The 17,840-nt window shown below is 68.1% G+C and carries 13 protein-coding genes; 5 read left to right on the top strand and 8 right to left on the bottom strand.

Annotated features, from left to right (window positions below; translation table 11 throughout):
- Positions 1-42: 42 nt before the first annotated feature.
- Together OHA42_RS30925 and OHA42_RS30920 are read right to left on the bottom strand one after the other, a co-directional pair.
- The gene (locus OHA42_RS30925; protein WP_406231274.1) at positions 43-2,541 is read right to left on the bottom strand and encodes a DEAD/DEAH box helicase; all 2,499 of its coding nucleotides are present in this window, start codon (positions 2,539-2,541) and stop codon (positions 43-45) included.
- A 61-nt stretch (positions 2,542-2,602) separates the two neighbouring features.
- Positions 2,603-3,556: a PAC2 family protein gene (locus tag OHA42_RS30920; protein WP_406231273.1), complete on the bottom strand. Its 954-nt coding sequence runs from the start codon at positions 3,554-3,556 to the stop codon at positions 2,603-2,605.
- Positions 3,557-3,845: 289 nt separating this feature from the next.
- Between OHA42_RS30920 and OHA42_RS30915 the strand changes: the two genes are divergently transcribed.
- Positions 3,846-4,523: a DUF5642 family protein gene (locus OHA42_RS30915; protein ID WP_406239701.1), complete on the top strand. Its 678-nt coding sequence runs from the start codon at positions 3,846-3,848 to the stop codon at positions 4,521-4,523.
- A gap of 168 nt (positions 4,524-4,691) precedes the next feature.
- Positions 4,692-5,894, top strand: coding sequence for a DUF4192 domain-containing protein (locus tag OHA42_RS30910; protein WP_406231272.1), 1,203 nt, complete (start codon positions 4,692-4,694; stop codon positions 5,892-5,894).
- Between the two features lie 189 nt (positions 5,895-6,083).
- Here OHA42_RS30910 and galE read toward each other — a convergent pair whose 3' ends face one another.
- On the bottom strand, positions 6,084-7,064 hold the full coding sequence (gene galE, locus OHA42_RS30905; protein WP_406231271.1) for a UDP-glucose 4-epimerase GalE: 981 nt from the start codon (positions 7,062-7,064) through the stop codon (positions 6,084-6,086).
- 3 nt (positions 7,065-7,067) lie between these two features.
- Positions 7,068-7,754 (bottom strand): iron dependent repressor, metal binding and dimerization domain protein, encoded by a 687-nt coding sequence (locus OHA42_RS30900; RefSeq protein ID WP_328413207.1) that lies wholly within the window; start codon positions 7,752-7,754, stop codon positions 7,068-7,070.
- Between the two features lie 285 nt (positions 7,755-8,039).
- On the opposite strand from OHA42_RS30900, the gene OHA42_RS30895 reads away from it, so the two are divergent.
- Positions 8,040-9,266, top strand: coding sequence for an acetoin utilization protein AcuC (locus OHA42_RS30895; RefSeq protein WP_406231270.1), 1,227 nt, complete (start codon positions 8,040-8,042; stop codon positions 9,264-9,266).
- The gene (locus tag OHA42_RS30890) at positions 9,259-12,042 is read left to right on the top strand and encodes a GNAT family N-acetyltransferase (RefSeq protein ID WP_406231269.1); all 2,784 of its coding nucleotides are present in this window, start codon (positions 9,259-9,261) and stop codon (positions 12,040-12,042) included. The genes OHA42_RS30895 and OHA42_RS30890 overlap by 8 nt, the downstream gene beginning before the upstream one ends.
- 202 nt (positions 12,043-12,244) lie before the next feature.
- Here the strand turns inward: OHA42_RS30890 and OHA42_RS30885 are convergent, their stop codons facing one another.
- From OHA42_RS30885 to OHA42_RS30875, 3 genes are all read right to left on the bottom strand, one after another.
- Positions 12,245-13,213, bottom strand: coding sequence for a sigma-70 family RNA polymerase sigma factor (locus tag OHA42_RS30885; RefSeq protein ID WP_406231268.1), 969 nt, complete (start codon positions 13,211-13,213; stop codon positions 12,245-12,247).
- Between the two features lie 191 nt (positions 13,214-13,404).
- On the bottom strand, positions 13,405-14,922 hold the full coding sequence (locus OHA42_RS30880) for a methyltransferase (RefSeq protein WP_406231267.1): 1,518 nt from the start codon (positions 14,920-14,922) through the stop codon (positions 13,405-13,407).
- 101 nt (positions 14,923-15,023) lie between these two features.
- On the bottom strand, positions 15,024-15,764 hold the full coding sequence (locus OHA42_RS30875; RefSeq protein WP_406231266.1) for a VOC family protein: 741 nt from the start codon (positions 15,762-15,764) through the stop codon (positions 15,024-15,026).
- 294 nt (positions 15,765-16,058) lie between these two features.
- Between OHA42_RS30875 and OHA42_RS30870 the strand changes: the two genes are divergently transcribed.
- Complete coding sequence (locus OHA42_RS30870; RefSeq protein WP_406239699.1) at positions 16,059-17,315, top strand: MFS transporter; 1,257 nt, start codon at positions 16,059-16,061, stop codon at positions 17,313-17,315.
- Positions 17,316-17,333: 18 nt separating this feature from the next.
- Here the strand turns inward: OHA42_RS30870 and OHA42_RS30865 are convergent, their stop codons facing one another.
- Positions 17,334-17,750 carry a DUF3099 domain-containing protein gene (locus OHA42_RS30865; protein WP_406231265.1) on the bottom strand — a complete coding sequence of 139 codons (417 nt, stop codon included), beginning with the start codon at positions 17,748-17,750 and terminating at the stop codon, positions 17,334-17,336.
- Positions 17,751-17,840 lie beyond the last annotated feature (90 nt).

Genomic DNA, 17,840 nt, shown 5'->3' with positions numbered 1-17,840 from the left:
ATGGCCCCGATAACGAACTCGTTGACGACACCTTGACCATGATCACCCCGCGGACACCGTGACCTCGTCGAATACGACCTCACCTGCGGCATCGGACTCGGCCAGATCGACGACTGCTTCCAGGGCCCAGCCGTGGTCGTTGGCGGGGTCGTCGAGCACCTGGCGCACGTGCCAGAACTCGGGGCGTTGTTCCACCTGGAACAGTTGCGGACCGCGCGCGTCGGGACCGGTGCCGATGCGTTCGTACTCGGCAAAATAGGGGGCCAGGTCGGCTTCCCAGTCCGGGCCGGTGCCCATCCCGGCGAGCAGGTCCCAGCGGCGTAGGGCGGCGAGCTCGACGCGGCGGAACATGGCGTTGCGGATCATCACCCGGAAGGCGCGTTCATTGGCGGAGATCGGGCGGATCGTCTCGGCGCCGAAGGCGAGCTGGTCGGCGTCGGTCTCCGCGCCCGGGTTGGTGAGCTGCTCCCATTCGTCGAGCAGGCTCGAGTCCACCTGGCGCACGAGTTCACCGAGCCATTCGGTGATGTCGTCGAGGTCCTCGGTGCGAGCCGACTCCGGCACGGTGCGGCGCAATGCGCGGTAGGCGTCGGCCAGGTAGCGCAGCACGACGCCCTCGGAGCGGGCCAGCTCGTAGTGCGAGATCAGCTCGGCGAAGGTCATCGAACGCTCGATCATGTCGCGCACCACCGACTTCGGTGACGGCGCGAACTCCGACATCCACGGATGCCCGCCGCGGTAGGTTTCGAAGGCCGGATCGATCAGCTCGGCAAGCGGTTTGGGCCAGGTGACCTCTTCGAGCAGTTCCATGCGCTCGTCGTATTCGATGCCGTCGGCCTTCATCTCGGCGATCGCCTCGCCACGGGCCTTGTGCTGCTGGGCCATCAGCAGCTGGCGCGGATCCTCCAGCGTCGACTCGATGAGTGAGACGACCTCGAGGGTGTAGGCGGGAGATTCCTTGTCCAGCAGCTCCAATGCCGCGAGTGCGAACGGCGAGAGCGGTTGGTCGAGGGCGAAGTCACGTTGCAGGTCCACGGTGAGCCTGGCTCTGCGGCCTTGTGCGTCGGGCTCCGGAAGCTGTTGCACCACACCGGCATCGCGCAGCGCCCGGTAGAGCCGGATGGCGCGCAGGATGTGGCGGCGCTGGGCGGGGCGCGGCTCGTGATTGTCTTCGAGGAGGTGACGCATCGCCTCGAAGCAGTTGCCCGGTCGGGCAATCACGTTGAGCAGCATGGAGTTCGTGACCGCGAAGCGCGACACCATCGGTTCCGGGGCCGCGGCGACCAGGCGATCGAAGGTCTCCTCGCTCCAGGACACGAAGCCCTCCGGCGGTTTACGCCGCACCACCTTGCGTTGCTTCTTGGGATCGTCGCCCGCCTTGGCAATCAGCCTGGTGTTCTCTACCTCGTGGTCGGGCGCTTGCACCACGACCGTGCCAAGGGTGTCGAATCCGGCGCGGCCCGCGCGACCGGCGATCTGATGGAATTCGCGGGCTTTGAGCCTGCGGGTGCGCACGCCGTCGTATTTGGTCAAGCCGGTGAGCAGCACGGTGCGGATCGGCACATTGATGCCGACGCCGAGGGTGTCGGTGCCGCACACCACCTTCAGCAATCCGTCCTGGGCCAGGCGTTCCACCAGGCGGCGGTACTTGGGCAGCATGCCCGCGTGGTGCACGCCGATGCCGTGGCGGATCAGTCGTGACAGGGTCTTGCCGAATCCCGAGGAGAAGCGGAAATCCCCCAAAGCTGTGGCGATGGCGTCTTTTTCGGCGCGGCTGGCGAAGTTCACGCTCGTCAGCGCCTGGGCGCGTTCGAGCGCAGCGGCCTGGGTGAAGTGCACGACATAGACGGGGGACTGGTTGGTGGTGACGAGGTCTTCGAGCGTCTCGGTGATGGGTGTGCGCGCATACGAATAGCTCAGCGGCACCGGGCGTTCGGTGCCCGCGACCACGGCGGTCGGGTTGCCGGTGCGGCGCTCCAGGTCGGCGGCGAAGAAGTCGACTTCACCGAGAGTGGCCGACATGAGCAGGAATTGGGCGCGCGGCAGCTCCAGCAGCGGCACCTGCCAGGCCCAGCCGCGATCGGGGTCGGCGTAGAAATGGAACTCGTCCATCACCACCTGGCCGACATCGGCGGCTGCGCCCTCACGCAACGCCATGTTGGCCAGGATCTCGGCGGTCGCGCAGATGATCGGCGCCTCCGGGTTCACCGCGGCGTCGCCGGTCACCATGCCGACCTTGTCGGCGCCGAACACCTCGCACAGCGCGAAGAATTTCTCGCTGACCAGCGCCTTGATCGGGGCGGTGTAGTAGGTGCGCTGACCTCGGGTCAGTGCGAACATGTGCGCGCCGACGGCGACCAGTGATTTGCCGGAGCCGGTCGGGGTAGCCAAGATGACATTCGATCCGGACGCCAGCTCCAGCAGCGCTTCGTCCTGTGCGGGATATAACGGCGTGCCCTGCTCGGCCGCCCACGCCCCGAACGACTCGTACAGTGCGTCGGCGTCGGTTCCCGGTATCTCGAGCAGTTCGGTCAGATCCACTCCGACCACCCTACGGGCTACCTTCGGGTGGCCGACCGCCCGGTGATCGCCGCTGAATCCCTTACTTGGTCTCGTCGCCCTCTGCGTCGGCGTTGCCCTCGTAACCGCCCTGTTCGGCAAGGAAGCGCTCGAACTCCGCGCCGAGCTCGTCGCCGCTGGGCAGTTCGCCGTCGCCGACGAGCAGGCTCGACTGGTGTTCCTGCGCGGTCACAAAGCTGTCGTACTGGCGCTCCAGCGCGTGCACGACCGTCTCCACCTCGGAGTTGCCCGCGATGTGCTCGTTGACCTGTTCACGCACCCGCGCGGCAGCCTCACCGAGCGCGGCCAGCGGAATCTCCAGACCCGCATTGCCCGCGACATTCTCCAATAGCGTCTGTGCGGCCTCCGGATAGGCGGTCTGTGCGAGGTAGTGCGGCACATGCACCGAGAAGCCGATGGATTCGTGCCCGTGCTGCGCCATCCGGTACTCCAGCAGCGAGGACGCACTTCCGGGCACCTGCAGCTCGCCCGGCCAGCGCTGATGCTCGGCGATGAGGTCGCTGTCGGAGGAATGCGCGGTGATGCCGAGCGGACGGGTGTGTGGGATCGCCATCGGAATCGCGCTCAGCCCGATGCAGCGCCGCACGCCGAGCTGTTCGGCGAGCAGCCGCACCGCGGTGGTGAACTTCTCCCAGCGCAGGTCCGGCTCCAGGCCCGAAAGCAGCAGGAACGGCGTGCCCGCGGTGTCGCGCAGCGCCCATAGGTTGAGCTCGGGCTCGGCGTAATCCGAGAAGTGATCGGTTTTGAACGTCATGAGCGGTCGCCGCGAGCGGTAGTCCAACAGCTCGTCCACATCGAACGAGGCGACCAGTTCGCTTTCGAGGCTCTCGCGCAGGTGCGTAGTCGCCAGCCGCACCGCATGCCCGGCATCGGTGAAGCCTTCCAGTCCGTGCACCAGTACCGGACCTGAGCCATCGTCGGATGACAGCTGCGGAGCGGGGAACTCCAACTCGTACATTCGCGACTCGTGGTCCATCGCGTACTCCTTCCTGCGCGGTCCATCGATGCGAGCCGCAAGCTATCCGAAGAACTTCCAAGTCTTCGGCGTGTTGCCGTCTCGCAGCGGGCGAACCACTGTCCATTGTCCCCCATGGCGCAGACGGTCGCGCTCACGGCCGGACACCGACCCATATCAACAGCCAACCGCCGTGCTGCCCGCCGCATTCCCGTGCACGGCGTGGCATCGCGGTCGGGCATCGGGAATTTGGCACAGTGGTCGAGTGACTGTGCCCGATTCGATGCGCAGAGGGCAACTCAAATCCGCGATGTCGGGCCGGCTGCCTGCCGTTGCGGGTGCGCTGTTGCTTGCCGGCTGTGCATCGACGGTGACCGGTCACCCGGTCGCGTCCGCGCCGACCGCTGTGCAGCGCCACATCGGTGCCCAACTCGCGGCGCTGTTACCAGATCCCGCGCAGTTCCCGGCCCGGTATCCGGCGATCGTGCTGCCACCGGAGGCAGCCGCACAGGCCGCCGGCGATCTCACCGGTATCGGGCGGGGTTCGACCGTGCGGCCCGAGGGCTGCCTGCCGCCCGAGCAGCGGTTCGGGCCTGATCAGACGGCCATCGCGGTCGGCACCGACAACGACAGCCGCGCCACCGTGACCGTCGAGCTGACCAGGACCGACCAGCCGTTGTCTGCGCTGCGCAACCAGCTGAAACGGTGCGAAACGCTGCAGGTCGCGCGGGCCGGCGCCACCACGACCGTCACCACCCAACTGCAGCCACCGCCGCCGATCGACGCCGACGACACGCTGGCGTTGCGGCGCACCGTGGCGCCGGAGGTCGGCGGAGCCCGGCTGACCCAATCCATGCAGACGTTGACCGGTCAGGTCGGTGACGTGCGGATTGCGGTGACCTACATGTCCTTCAGCGACGCGAAGCCGGATACGGCCGTGCTGGACGAGTTGTTCACGACGGCCGTGCAGCGGGTCAAGCAGGCATAGGCCGCGCAGCGGGACCGGCGGCGGACAGTAGCAGGCGGCACCGACAAGGCTGGGCAACTGCTCCGGTTCCAGGGCCTATTCGCCCACAGGACAAGGGTTTCCCCCAGGGCAGCGGAAAGGCCTGGTCGGCCACCCGGACACGGTGACAGGCGAGCGCACTCTCGACGCATGACCACTCCCGTTAACCCCGCCCCAGTCGAGGATTCCGGCGATCGCATGCGCCGCACCGTCACTTGCGCGGAGCAAGCCCCGCGGTTCGAGTCAGCCGCACCGATGCAGCTACGCATCGACGATCCAGGCGAATTGATCGCGGCGCTGCCCGCAATGGTCGGGTTCGTGCCGGAGCGCTCGCTCGTCGTCACGGTGTTGCGCGCCGCTCCCGAGCACGTCGACATCCCGATCATCGATGCGGTGGTCCGGTTCGATCTGGAACAGGGTGACCGCGGCAGATGCGGGTTGGCGGCGGTGTTCGCGGAGCAGGTCGGACGGATCTGCCACGGCGAGAACGCGAGCGAGGTGCTGGCGGTGATCGTCGACGACCGCGTTCGTGCACCAGCGCGACGGCGTTCCGACGCTCGCCGCGTCCCCCGCACCGGGTCGCACGGTGCACTGATCGCCACCTTCGCCCGGCGGCTCGTCGACGATCACGGCGTCATCCTCGGGGGCGCTTGGGCTGTCCGCGCGATCGACAAGGATGAGCGCTGGTGGAGCCTGCCAGACGCGGAACGGCTTGGGGCGCTGCCGGATCCGGCGACCTCGATGGTGACGGTGGCACATGTGCTCGACGGCAGGCCCATCCACCGCGCCCGCTCGGAGCTGACCGCCATGGTGGCCGCGGACGGCGCACTGCGCTCACAGGTCGCGGCCCAGCTCGGGGACGCGGTCATCGCCGCCCGCGAACGGTATGCGGGGGCGGTCCGGCGCGGCGATCCGGACGGCTACCACCGCCGTATGCTCGAGCACGTCCTGTGGCAGATCGCCAATACCGAATTCGGCACCAGGCTCACGGCGCGAGAACTGGCGGAACTGGCTGCTGCACTGCGTGATCGAGTGGTGCGTGATGCGCTGTTCGCGCTGGCGGTCGGGGACCACGCCGCTTCGGCGGAGCGACTGTGGGCGGAGCTGGTCCGAGTGCTGTCGGATTCCGATCGCGCCGATGCCGCCGCGCTGCTCGGCTACAGCGCCTACGTCCGCGGTGACGGCCCGCTGGCGGGCATCGCCTTCCATGCGGCGCTGGAGGCCGACCCGTCACATCAGATGGCGATCCTATTGGAAACTGCGCTGCACGCGGGTATGCGGCCGGATCAGTTGCGCAGACTGGCCCGCTCCGGTCTGGAGACCGCAGCCGATCTCGGCATCGAGTTGTGCTGAACGATGGCGGCGGGGTCACCACGGCCGCCGGCTCATTGCGTCGACGACGGCAGGGCCCAGGTGCGCTCGGGCTGTTGATGGTGCGCCAGTGCGCCCGCTCCGCGAACGCACGCCGAGACAGCAGGTCGATGGTTGCGCACGCGGCCCTGGATCGGCCGAGTTGGTGGGCTTCCGCTTCCCGGCGCTCGTCTAGGGTGCCGAGTGGGCGCGAGAACCCAAGGCGCGCAGGAACTCCCAGGCATCGGCGACGATCTCGTCGAGGTCGTTGTGCTTCGGGAACCAGCCGAGTTCGGCGACCGCGCGATCACTGGAGGCGATCAGAGTCGCGGGATCGCCCGCGCGGCGCGGGGAATCCTGTGCGGCGATCGGCAGGCCGGTGACGCGTTCGCAGGCCGAAATCACCTCGCGGACCGAGAATCCGGTGCCGCTGCCGAGGTTGAAGACCCGGTGTGTGCCCGATTCGGCGGTGTCCAGCGCCAGCAGGTGGGCCTGGGCGAGGTCGCGGATGTGGATGTAGTCGCGGACGGCGGTGCCGTCGGGGGTGGGCCAGTCGGTGCCGAAGACCGAGATCGCCTTGCGGTGCCCGAGGGCGACCTGCAACACGAGGGGGATGAGATGAGTTTCCACCACCCGGTTTTCGCCGAGCCCGCAGTAAGCGCCCGCGACGTTGAAGTAGCGGAGGCTGGTCGCTGCCAGCCCGTGCGCGTTCGAGTAGGAGGTGATGGCGTGATCGATGGCAAGCTTCGACGCACCGTACGGGTTGGTCGGGCGGGTCGGCGCATCCTCGGTGATCGGCACCTGCTCGGGCTCGCCGTAGACGGCCGCGGTCGAGGAGAACACCAGCCGTGGCGTGCCCGTGTTGCGCATCGCCTCCAGCAGCTCCAGTGTCTTCACCACGTTGCCCTGCCAGTACTTCTCCGGCTGCTGCACGGACTCGCCGACCAGCGATTGCGCGGCGAAATGCAGGACGCCGTCGAAGGTTTCGGCGGCAAGCAGCGCGGGCGCGGCACTGGCGACGTCACCCTCGACGAAGCGGACGCCGGCCGGGACGCCGTCGGCATTGCCGGTCGACAGATCGTCGACCACCACGACCTCATGACCCTCTTCGAACAGGACCTGTGCACACACCCCGCCGACATAGCCTGCGCCGCCGGTGACCAGAAGTTTCACGTGTCAGACCAGCTTCACCTGGACGGCGTGGGCCATTTCGTCCGAGAGCTCGAAACCCTCATGGCCCGGCACCGTGATGACCACCGAACCCGGCTTGGTCTCGACCGTCACGCGCGCGTCGGGCACCACGCCCGCCTCACGCAGCTGGCCGATGACCTCGGGGTCGGTCTGGATGTGCTCGGCGAGCCTACGCACTACGACTGCGTGCACCTGCCCGTGCGGCAGATCCGACAGTCGCACCAGGGTCTCCTCGGAGCCTGTGGGCGGAATGATGCCCAGTTCGTCGAGGCCAGGGATGGGGTTGCCGTAGGGGGAGGTGGTCGGATGGTTGAGCACCTCGACCAGCCGCCGCTCGACATCCTCGCTCATGACGTGTTCCCAGCGGCACGCCTCCGCGTGCACGTTCTGCCAGTCCAGGCCGATGATGTCGACCAGCAGGCGTTCGGCGAGGCGATGTTTGCGCATCACCGCGACAGCCATGCTGCGTCCCTTGTCGGTCAGCTCGAGATGACGGTCACCGGCGACCAACAGCAGACCGTCGCGCTCCATGCGAGCGACGGTCTGGCTCACCGTCGGACCACTCTGCTCGAGGCGCTCGGCGATCCGGGCGCGCAGGGGCACCACGCCCTCCTCCTCGAGGTCGTAGATGGTACGGAGGTACATCTCCGTGGTGTCGACCAGATCCTTCACCTGTATTACCCCTTCGTCGGCACGAATTCTACCCACGCACAGCGGCACCACCGTGTGCCGGACCGTCTCGCGCTCCGGTGTCACGATCCAATGCACTGTGCTGCGGGAATCCTGTCGGCGCACGGCGGTGTCGCCGTGTTCGCACTTGCCTGTAGTTCTACTGCATACGAACAACCTGTGGGGTTGTTAGCTTCCCGCCGGAGCGTGTCGACAACTCGATCGACATCTGCGCTGCTATACCGGCAGGCACCGACAAGTGGCTCGAAACGTTCTAGCGTGGCAACCATGGCCACCGCTACCGGAACCGTTGTCTGGACCGACCGGTTCCTCGACTACACCTGGACGCCGCAGCATCCGATGAAACCGGCGCGGCTGAAGTTCACCATGGCGTTGGCGGAAAGTCTCGGATTGCTCGACGGTGTCGAGCGGTTGGAGCCCGCCGCAGCCGACATCGCGGATCTGCTGCGCATCCACACCCCGGCGTACATCGAGGCCGTGACGCACGCCACCGCGCCGGTCGGCTCGCCGCTGGCGCCGGACTACGGACTCGGTTCGCCGGACAACCCGATATTTCCGCGGATGCATCAGGCCGCATCGGTGATCGTGGGCGGCACCCTGGCCGCGGCCCGCGAAATCGCGGAGGGTCGCACGCGGCGGGCGGTCAGCATCGGCGGCGGCATGCATCACGCGATGGCCGATTCGGCCGCCGGGTTCTGCATCTACAACGACGCGGCCGTGGCCATCTCATGGCTGCTCGATCACGGCTTCGACCGCATCGCCTACATCGACGTGGATGTACACCACGGCGACGGCGTGCAGCGGGCCTTCTACTCCGATCCCCGGGTGCTGACGATATCGATCCACCAGCATCCGGCCACTCTGTGGCCCAACACCGGATGGCCGGAGGAGACCGGCAGCGGTACCGCCGAGGGCACCGCGATCAATCTTGCGGTGTTGCCGGGCATCCGAGACGCCCAGTGGCTGCGCGGTTTCCACGCGGTGGTGCCCGGTGCGGTGGCGGCATTCCGGCCACAGATCATCGTCAGCCAATGCGGCGTCGATACCCATCGCGAGGATCCGCTGGCCGATCTCGAGCTCACCGTCGACGGCCAGCGCGCGGCCTTCCTCGCTATGCGAGAGTTGGCCGACCGGCATGCGGAAGGCCGTTGGCTGGCCGTCGGCGGCGGCGGATACGGCCTGGTCCGGGTGGTGCCGCGGGCCTGGACGCACCTGCTGGCGACCGCGCTCGACCGCGCAGTCGCACCGGAAACCGCAGTGCCGCAGGACTGGATCGACCGCGTCCGCGTCGAAGCGCCTGCCGCCGACCTGCCGCGGACTATGGGTGACGGTGGCGACATCGCCTACCGCCGGTGGGACGGGCCCGGCGGCACCGGGGAGACTGGGGACGCGCGGATCGACCGCGCTCAACGTGCCATCGACACGGCCGTATTGGCCACGCGCCGGGCCACCTTCGGGTTGCTCGGCCTAGATCCGGAGGACCCCCGTGACTGAGCCGACACCTGTCCCGGATTCCCCGGATTCCCCGGATTCCCCGGATTCCCCGGACACCCCCGCGGCGCCGCCCCAGCACTGGTTCGCCGACGTGCTCGCCTCCGACGGCGGCGTGGTGCGGCTTCGCCCTATCACTCCCGACGACGCCGATCGACTGCAGCAGTTCCACGCCGCGCTGTCCGACCGCACCAGGTATCTGCGCTATTTCGGTCCGTACCCACGTATTTCGCCCAAGGACCTCTACCGCTCCACCCACGTGGACCACCGCGACCGAGTCGGGTTGGTGCTCGAACTCGGTGAGGCGATCATCGCGGTCGGCCGCTACGAGCTACTCGCTCGCACCGGACCGCGCGCCGCGGAGGTCGCGTTCGTAGTGGCCGACGAGCATCAGGGCCGCGGCCTGGGCTCGATTCTGCTCGAACATCTGGCAGGCGCCGCCGCGGAGAACAAGATCGAGACATTCGTCGCAGAGGTCCTCGCCGAGAACACCGTCATGGTGACGGTCTTCCGCGACGCGGGCTATCAGGTCGAGCGCAGCAGGGACGGTTCGGTGCTGCACCTGGAATTTGCCATCGACCCGACCGAAGCCCTTCTCTCGGTGCGTGATTCGCGTGAGCGGGCCTCGGAGGCGCGCAGTGTGGGCAATCTGCTCGCGCCGGGTTCGGTGGCCGTCATCGGCGCGACCCCTGGCACCGGGCGGGTGGGTGGGGTTGTGCTGGCGAATCTGCTCTCCGGTGCGTTCCAGGGGCCGGTGTTTCCGGTCAATCCGAATCGGAAGTCGGTGCGTGGAGTGCGGGCTTATCCGACGGTGCGCGACATTCCGGACGAGGTGGATCTGGCGGTGGTCGCCGTGCCTGCCGCGGCCATCGGTTCGGTCCTCGACGACTGTATGGCCAAAGGCGTCAAGGGTCTGGTGGTACTGACCGCGGGTTTCGGGGAGACCGGCGCGGACGGCGTCGCCGCCGAACGCGAGTTGGTCGCCGCCGCGCGCGGGCACGGGATGCGTGTGGTCGGTCCGAGCGCGCTCGGCATCGCCAACACCGATCCGGCGGTCGCGCTCAACGCGACCCTTGCCTCGCTGCTGCCGGGACGTGGGCGCATCGGATTCTTCTGTCAGTCCGGACCATTGGGCGCCGCGATTCTCGGTGAAGCGGCCGCACGCAATCTGGGATTGTCGACCTTCGTGTCCGCGGGCAATCGCGCCGACGTGTCCGGCAATGACCTGCTGCAGTACTGGGACACCGATGCCGCCACGGAGGTAATCCTGCTGTATCTGGAGAGTTTCGGTAATCCGCGGAAGTTCTCTCGCATTGCGCGCCGGGTCGCCAGGACCAAGCCGATCGTCGCAGTGAGCAGCGGCAGGCTCGCGGCGCGGGCCCAGCCGACCGGCGATATGGACCGCTCGATCGTGCGGGATCTGTTCGCGCAGGCGGGCATCGTTCAGGTCGACTCGATCTCGGAGCTGTTCGACTGCGCGGCTCTGCTGGGCTACCAGCCGCTGCCCGCCGGTCCCCGGGTCGCGGTGATCGGCAACAGCGCCGCGTTGAACTGGCTTGCCGTCGATGCGGCCCGAGGGGAGGGGCTGGAGGTGCGACGACCGACGAGTGGCGCGACCGAGAGCGCTCGACGCCCCCGTCCGACCGAGCGCAGCGTCGACGAGCAGTCGGTGGGCGAGCCAGTGGACCTCGGCCCGGAGGCGACGCCTGGCGCCTACCTGGACGCCGTGGTCGCGGCACTGCGGTCGGATGAGATCGACGCGGTAATCGTGGTTTTCGCCCCTCCGGTGCCGCTGCCGATAGCCGGATTCGCCGACGCCATCCGCGAGGCGGCCATGGCCGTGCCCGACTCCGGCAAGCCGATCCTGACCACTTTCGTTGCCGAACAGGGGATTCCGAACCTGCTGGCGATGCGCGGGCAAGGCGGGGCGGCCGTGCGCGGCTCGATACCGTCCTACCCGGACCCCGAACGTGCCGCGCGTGCGCTGGCCAGGGTGCGGCGCTACGCGCAGTGGCGCACCAAGCCGGTCTCGGTGGTCCGCCGCCCGAACGATATCGACACCGAGCGGGCCAGGGGATTGGTGGCGCAATGGATGGCGGACCCCGCCGGGCGCAGGCTGACCGACCAGGAAACCGTCGACCTGCTGGACTGTTACGGCATCCACGTTGTGGAATATCGCGAAGTGCACAACGCCGACGAGGCCGTCGCAGCGGCAGCAGAACTTGGTTATCCGGTGGCGGCCAAGGCGACCGGGGAACTGTGGCGGCGCAGGCCCGACCTCAGTGGTGTCCGACTTGATCTGTGGCGGCCCGAGGCGGTGCGCCAGGCCTATGCCCATCTGGCGGAACTCAGTGGCGACCCCGTCTTGCATATCCAGAAGATGGCGACCCCCGGCGTCGGTTGTGTGCTACGCGTGCAGGACGATCCGTCGTTCGGTTCCGTGATCGAATTCGGTCTGTCCGGTCTGATCATCGAACTCCTCGGCGACCGTGCCTACCGCGCCCTACCGCTGACCGAGGACGAGGCCACCGCCTTGATCGACGCGCCGCGCGCCGCGCCACTGCTGTCCGGCACCCCGGCCAGCCCGCGTGTCGACAAGGCTGCCCTCGCCGAACTGGCCCAACGCATTTCGGCCCTCTTCGACGACATCCCCGAACTTCGTGAACTGTCCTTCGATCCGGTTCTCGCCTCGGCGGCCTCGGCCTCGATCCTCTACGCCCGAGCCCGAATAGGCCCGGAACCCAGCCGTTTCGACGCGGGCCCGCGGCGCTTGGGCTGAGCGGGACATAAATGAGCACTGCCGGCCGCCGAAAATAAGCATCGCCGACCGGCTCGCGCGAACCCGGAGGGGACGGGATGCGCGGACACCGGTCGGCGTTTGCAGGTGACCGATACGGTCACCGAGCCGGGGCGCCGAACCGGCTTCGAAGTGGCTCGGCGCCATGGGGGTGCCGGGGTCGCCGGCGCGAATTACCTTGCGATCAGCTGGCGTAGGCGCGCAGCCGGTCGGCCCGCTCACCCTTGCGCAGCTTCGACATGACCTCGCGCTCTATCTGACGCACCCGCTCGCGGGAGAGTCCGAAGAGCTTGCCGATCTGGTCGAGGGTGCGCGGCTGGCCGTCGTCCAGGCCGAAGCGCAGCCGGATGACCTGCTGTTCGCGCTCGTCCAGGGTGGCGAGCACGCTGCGCACATCGTGGTGCAGCAGACCCGCGATGACCGCGGACTCGGCCGAGGTGGCCTCGGAGTCCTCGATGAAATCGCCGAGCGGGGCCTCTTCGTCGTTGCCGACCGGCATATCGAGGCTTACCGGGTCGCGGCTGTGATCGAGCAGATCGGAGATCTTCTCGACCGGAATGCCCGACTCGTTGGCGAGCTCGGCGTCGGTGGCCTCGCGGCCGAGCTGCTGATGCAGCTCGCGCTTGATCCTGGCCAGCTTGTTGACCTGCTCGACCAGATGGACCGGTAGCCGGATGGTGCGGCTCTGATCGGCCATGCCGCGGGTAATGGCCTGCCGAATCCACCAGGTGGCGTAGGTGGAGAACTTGAAGCCCTTGGCGTAATCGAACTTCTCCATCGCCCTGATCAGGCCGAGGTTGCCCTCTTGGATCAGGTCCAGCAGCGGCATGCCGCGGCCGGTGTAGCGCTTGGCAAGCGAGACCACGAGGCGGAGGTTGGCCTCGAGCAGATGCGACCGGGCGGACTGGCCCTCGCGGACGACGATGGCCAGATCGCGTTTGCGCGTGGCCGACAGCCGCTTGCCGGTCTCCAGCAGATGCTGGGCATAGAGGCCCGCCTCGATGCGCTTGGCCAGCTCGACCTCGTCGGCGGCCGTGAGCAGTGCAGTGCGACCGATCCCATTCAGGTACACGCGTACCAGGTCGGCGGCGGGGCTCTGGGCGTCGAGGTCCATATCGCTGGTGCGCACACGAGTGGTGGCGGGGCTGGTCATGACTTGCCTCCTGTCGGTGGTGTCTCACTCCGAACAACGGACCCGACAATGAGAAAGTTCCCCGCTACCGCCCAGATAAACCGCTCTGAACTGCGGTTTCCGTCACTTCCGTCTGAGAAGTTCCTGAGAAGCATCCGGAATCGGAACACTCGTTGTCGAGCGCGTCCGCCGCCCACCGGTGCGGCCGTCGGTTAGACGGGTCGCACCAATCCGTGGCGGACCAGTCCGGCCACCACCGACAGTGCGTCGGCCATGAACTCCGTGGTTACCTCGTCGGATCCGGTGGCAACCGCCAGCAGTTCGATCAACTCGTACAACGGCATCCCGTCCGCCCGCATTCCCGCGACGAGGGCGATGGTGGATTCGTCAACCTCGTGCTGCCAGCGTGGTCCGTCACCGCGGTGCAGCCGAGCGACCTGCTGGGCCCAGCCGTCCTCGCCCGGCAGATAGACCCGTTCCAGCGCGGTCGCCGGATCCACTGCGAAACGGGAAGACCAGGCCAGGTTTTCGTCGCCTGCGGCGGCGCGCAGCCAGGCCGAGCGCTCGAAATACCTGGTCGCCTCGTTGCCGAGCGGGTCGTCGAAGCCGTGTGTGAGGTCCTCGGCGAGCAACTCGGTCGAGCCGTCGATGGCGCGCAGATAGACAAAGCCGAAGCCGATGCCCTCGACATCGGCCGCGGTGAAGGCGTCGAGCCACTGTTCGGCGCGAGCCTGCGCGGCCGGGTCGCGCGGATCGAGTCCGGCGTCGCGCAGCCAGGTGCCCACATACAAGGCGGGGTCGGCGACATCGCGCTGCACCACCCAGGCGTCGACGCCGTGCGCGGGCAGCCAGGACGACACACGGTGCCGCCAGTCCTCGCCGTCCACATGCACCCACGCCGCGAGCATCGCCGCGGTGCCGCCGGGGGCGAGTAACTCCGAGGCCTGGGAGATCACCAGTTCGCTCGCGCCGTCGAGGGCGAGGCCGGAATCGCGGTATGTGTGCTCGATGCGGGCGGGGCCGACGACGAAGGGTGGATTGGCCACCACCTGGTCGAAGCGACGTCCTTCCACCGGCTCGAACCAGGAACCGTCCAGCAGCTCGATGTCGAGGCCGTTGAGTGCGGCGGTCGCTTCGGCAAGCCACAGCGCGCGCGGGTTCACGTCGGTCGCGGTCACCCGGTCGGCATAGGAGGCCGCGTGCACGGCCTGCACGCCACAGCCGGTGCCGAGATCGAGTACCGAACCGACCTTGCGGGTCGGCGTCGCGCGCAGCAGCGACAGCGAAGCGTGGCCGACACCGAGTACATGCTCTTCGGTCAGCGTGCGCCTTCGCATCGAGTCGTCGAGATCGGACAGGATCCACCGAGTGCCGACGCCGACGTCCACAGGGCGCAGGTCCAATGCCGCGCGCACCAGATCACCGTCCCGGTCCAGCAATCCTGCCGCGACGGCGCGCTCGATATCCACAGGTGCGAGCGCGGCGGCGACCTCTCGCTGGGGCAGTGCGTCGCCGAGCAACAGCAACCGGATCAGGGTGCCAAGTTCGCCCGCGTCCCGTGCGGCGCGGCGCACCGGCACGGGCTCCGACCGGCCGAGCGCCGCGTGCACGTCGACTCCGAGCACCTCGAGCAGCGTGTCCGCGTCGTAGCGGACGCGGGTCAGCGCGGTCCGCAGATCCGGGCACAACGCGGTGAGCAGCGATCCGGTCGTCGTCTGGTTCGTAGGCACATCGGTACTCTGCCACCGCAACCGCACAGCACTCGCCAGGTGTTCGCCGTGTCACAGATCCGCGTGCCGTCGACGCTCGGCCGGGTGCCGCTCGGCGGCCGTCAGACTCCGCTCGGGTCGCGGGAGGTGATGCAGTAGGTGGCGTCGGCGGGGTCGGACATGACGATCCAGTGTTCGTGATTCTGCATTCGGGTCGCGCCGAGGGATTCGTGCCAGGCGGCGGTGGCGTGGATATCCGACGACGACAGGTCGATATGCGCACTGGTCGGGCGGTGCGCACCGAGGCGCTGCAGCAGCAGTTGGAGGGGCAGCTGGTTTTTTGCGCGCAGCCGGGAGAATTCCGGCAGCCTGCCCTGCTGGTGCTCCCAGCCGGTCAGGACGGTCCAGAAGTGTGACTCGGCCTCGTGATCGGCGGCGCCGATGTCCAGGCACACCTGATCCAAACGGGTCAGCGTGCCGTCCGGCGCGATGACGGCCGGCGCGGGCTGGCCCTTGGCGCGGCCGCTGGGGGTGAAGCAGAACGTCTGGCCCGACGGCGAGCGCAGGACGGCGTAGTCCGGGTGGTTGGCGACCAGGTCGGCGCCGAGGTCGAGCGCGATGCGGACGGCGGCGGCGATGTCGTCGACATCGAAGTCGATGTGCACGCCGCCGAGGCCGGTGACCGACTGCATTTTGACCCCTGCGGCGGCGAACAGCGCGGGATCCGGTAGGAGCGTGAGGAATTCGTCGTTCGCGCCGCGGCGGGGCGAGAGCTGGGTGCCGGTGACGGTGGACCAAAACGTCGCGCAGTCGTCGAAACGCTGCGTGGGCCGATCGAGGAAGGCCCAGGCCCACCGAATCATGCTGTCTCCTCTGTCCTGCGGGGTATGCCCCGACGGCCGCGTGAACGCTGGTGCGGCACTGCGCCTCTTGCCTGCCGCGTGACTGTGTGCCACGCCACAACGACGTTCTGTCGAATTCCCCCGCCACACAGTAGGGGGCGGCCGGTGCGCTGTCGAGGCGGCGCCGGTCGCGCCGGAGTGGCACGATCTTGGCGGTTAATGGCATCCCGGCCACTCGTTCCCCGAGGGAGATTCCGGCACGCTCAGCAGGTGACCGAACTGCAGACGCCCCCGGCGCAGGGACCTATCGATTCCATGAACCGGCCGTGGCTGCATCCGGCATGGATTGTGGCGGGTGTGGGGTTCGTCGCACTGCTCGGCGCCGCGGCTTTCCGGTCCGTGCCGAGCGTGCTGATGGATCCGCTGCACGAGGAATTCGGGTGGTCGCACGGCACGATCGGCGCGGCGGTTTCGCTGAATATGTTGTTGTACGGCCTGATTTCGCCGTTCGCAGCCGCGCTGATGGACCGCTTCGGCATCCGCAAAGTGGTGGCGTGCGCACTGCTGCTCGTCGCGGCGGGCAGCGGGCTGACCGTGTTCATGACACAGCCCTGGCATCTGGTGCTGACCTGGGGTCTGCTGGTCGGTGTCGGCGTCGGCTCGATGTCGATGCCGTTCGTGGCGACCATCACCGGCCGCTGGTTCGTGCGCCAGCGTGGACTGATCACCGGAGTGCTCACCGCTGCGGGCGCGACCGGGCAGCTGATCTTCCTGCCACTGGTGTCGGCGGCGGCACACGATCACGGCTGGCGGGTGCCGTCGCTGATCGTCGCCGGCGCCGCGTTGGCCGTGGTGCCGCTGGTGTGGCTGTTCATCCGCGATTTCCCCAGCGACGCAGGCGTTTCCGCCTACGGCGCGGAAGCGGGCAGCTCGGTGGGCTTGCGCACGCCCGCGACCGGCGGTGCGATGCGCGCGCTGACCGTGCTCGCCACCATTGCGCGCCGACCCGGATTCTGGCTGTTGGCAGCCGGATTCGCGATTTGCGGCGCATCGACCAACGGCCTGGTCGGTACCCACTTCGTCAGCGCCGCACACGACCACGGCATGCCGTCCACCACCGCGGCCGGCCTGCTCGCGCTGGTCGGCATTTTCGACGTCGCGGGCACTATCGCCTCGGGCTGGCTCACCGACCGGGTCGACCCCCGCTACCTGCTGGTCGGCTACTACACCCTGCGCGGACTATCGCTGCTCATCCTGCCGTCGCTGTTCTCGCCACACACCCAGCCCAGTATGTGGGTGTTCATCATCTTCTACGGCCTCGACTGGATCGCCACCGTCCCGCCGACGGTGATGCTGTGCCGCGAACTGTTCGGCGCGGATGGTCCGGTCGCTTTCGGCTGGGTGTTCGCCGCGCACCAAATCGGTTCGGCGATCGCCGCGACCGGCGCGGGCGTCATCCGCGATCTCCAGGGCAGCTACACCACGGCCTGGTATATCGCGGGCGGGCTCTGTGGCATCGCGGCACTGCTCTCGGCGGGAATTCGGCGCATGACCGCCCCGGTTCCCGCATAGTCCCGTTAGGGCGGGAACTCAGCTGTCGATGGCGTTGTGCGGACGCGATTCGATGGCCTTGCGGCGTTCGTCCCAGCGGCTCGGCTCGTCCTTGCGGCGCGGCGGGCGATCGTTGGCGATCAGCACAGCGATCCAGGGCAGCGGGATGGATGCGGCGATAATGAGAATCGAGATCAGGGCATTGCTGAAGGCGCTGTAGGCGAACGCGGCCAACACCAGGCAGGGGATGCGGAAGGCCATGATGATCGTGTACCTGCGGACGCGGGCGCGATGCTGATCTTCCAGCGACGGTGCGGCCTCGGTGATCAGCACCGGGTGTTTGTCGTCGCTGCCGGGAAAGTAGCCGGAGGTGCGTTCGGGAGTGGGCACCGTCACGTCCGGGCGATCACCGCGGCCGATGTCGTCGGCGTTGGGGGAATCGCCGTACTGCTGCATACCCTCGAGTCTTCCACTGTCGGCGTTCAACCGCACATGACCTGGTCAGCGAGTTCTGCCGCCACCGTGTTCGGCCACTCGCGCGCGGAT

The organism is Nocardia sp. NBC_01009, from assembly GCF_045208035.1.
Classification (GTDB): Bacteria; Actinomycetota; Actinomycetes; order Mycobacteriales; family Mycobacteriaceae; genus Nocardia.
Note: the sequence above shows the minus strand (reverse complement) of the source record. Positions and strands in the feature narration are given on the sequence as shown.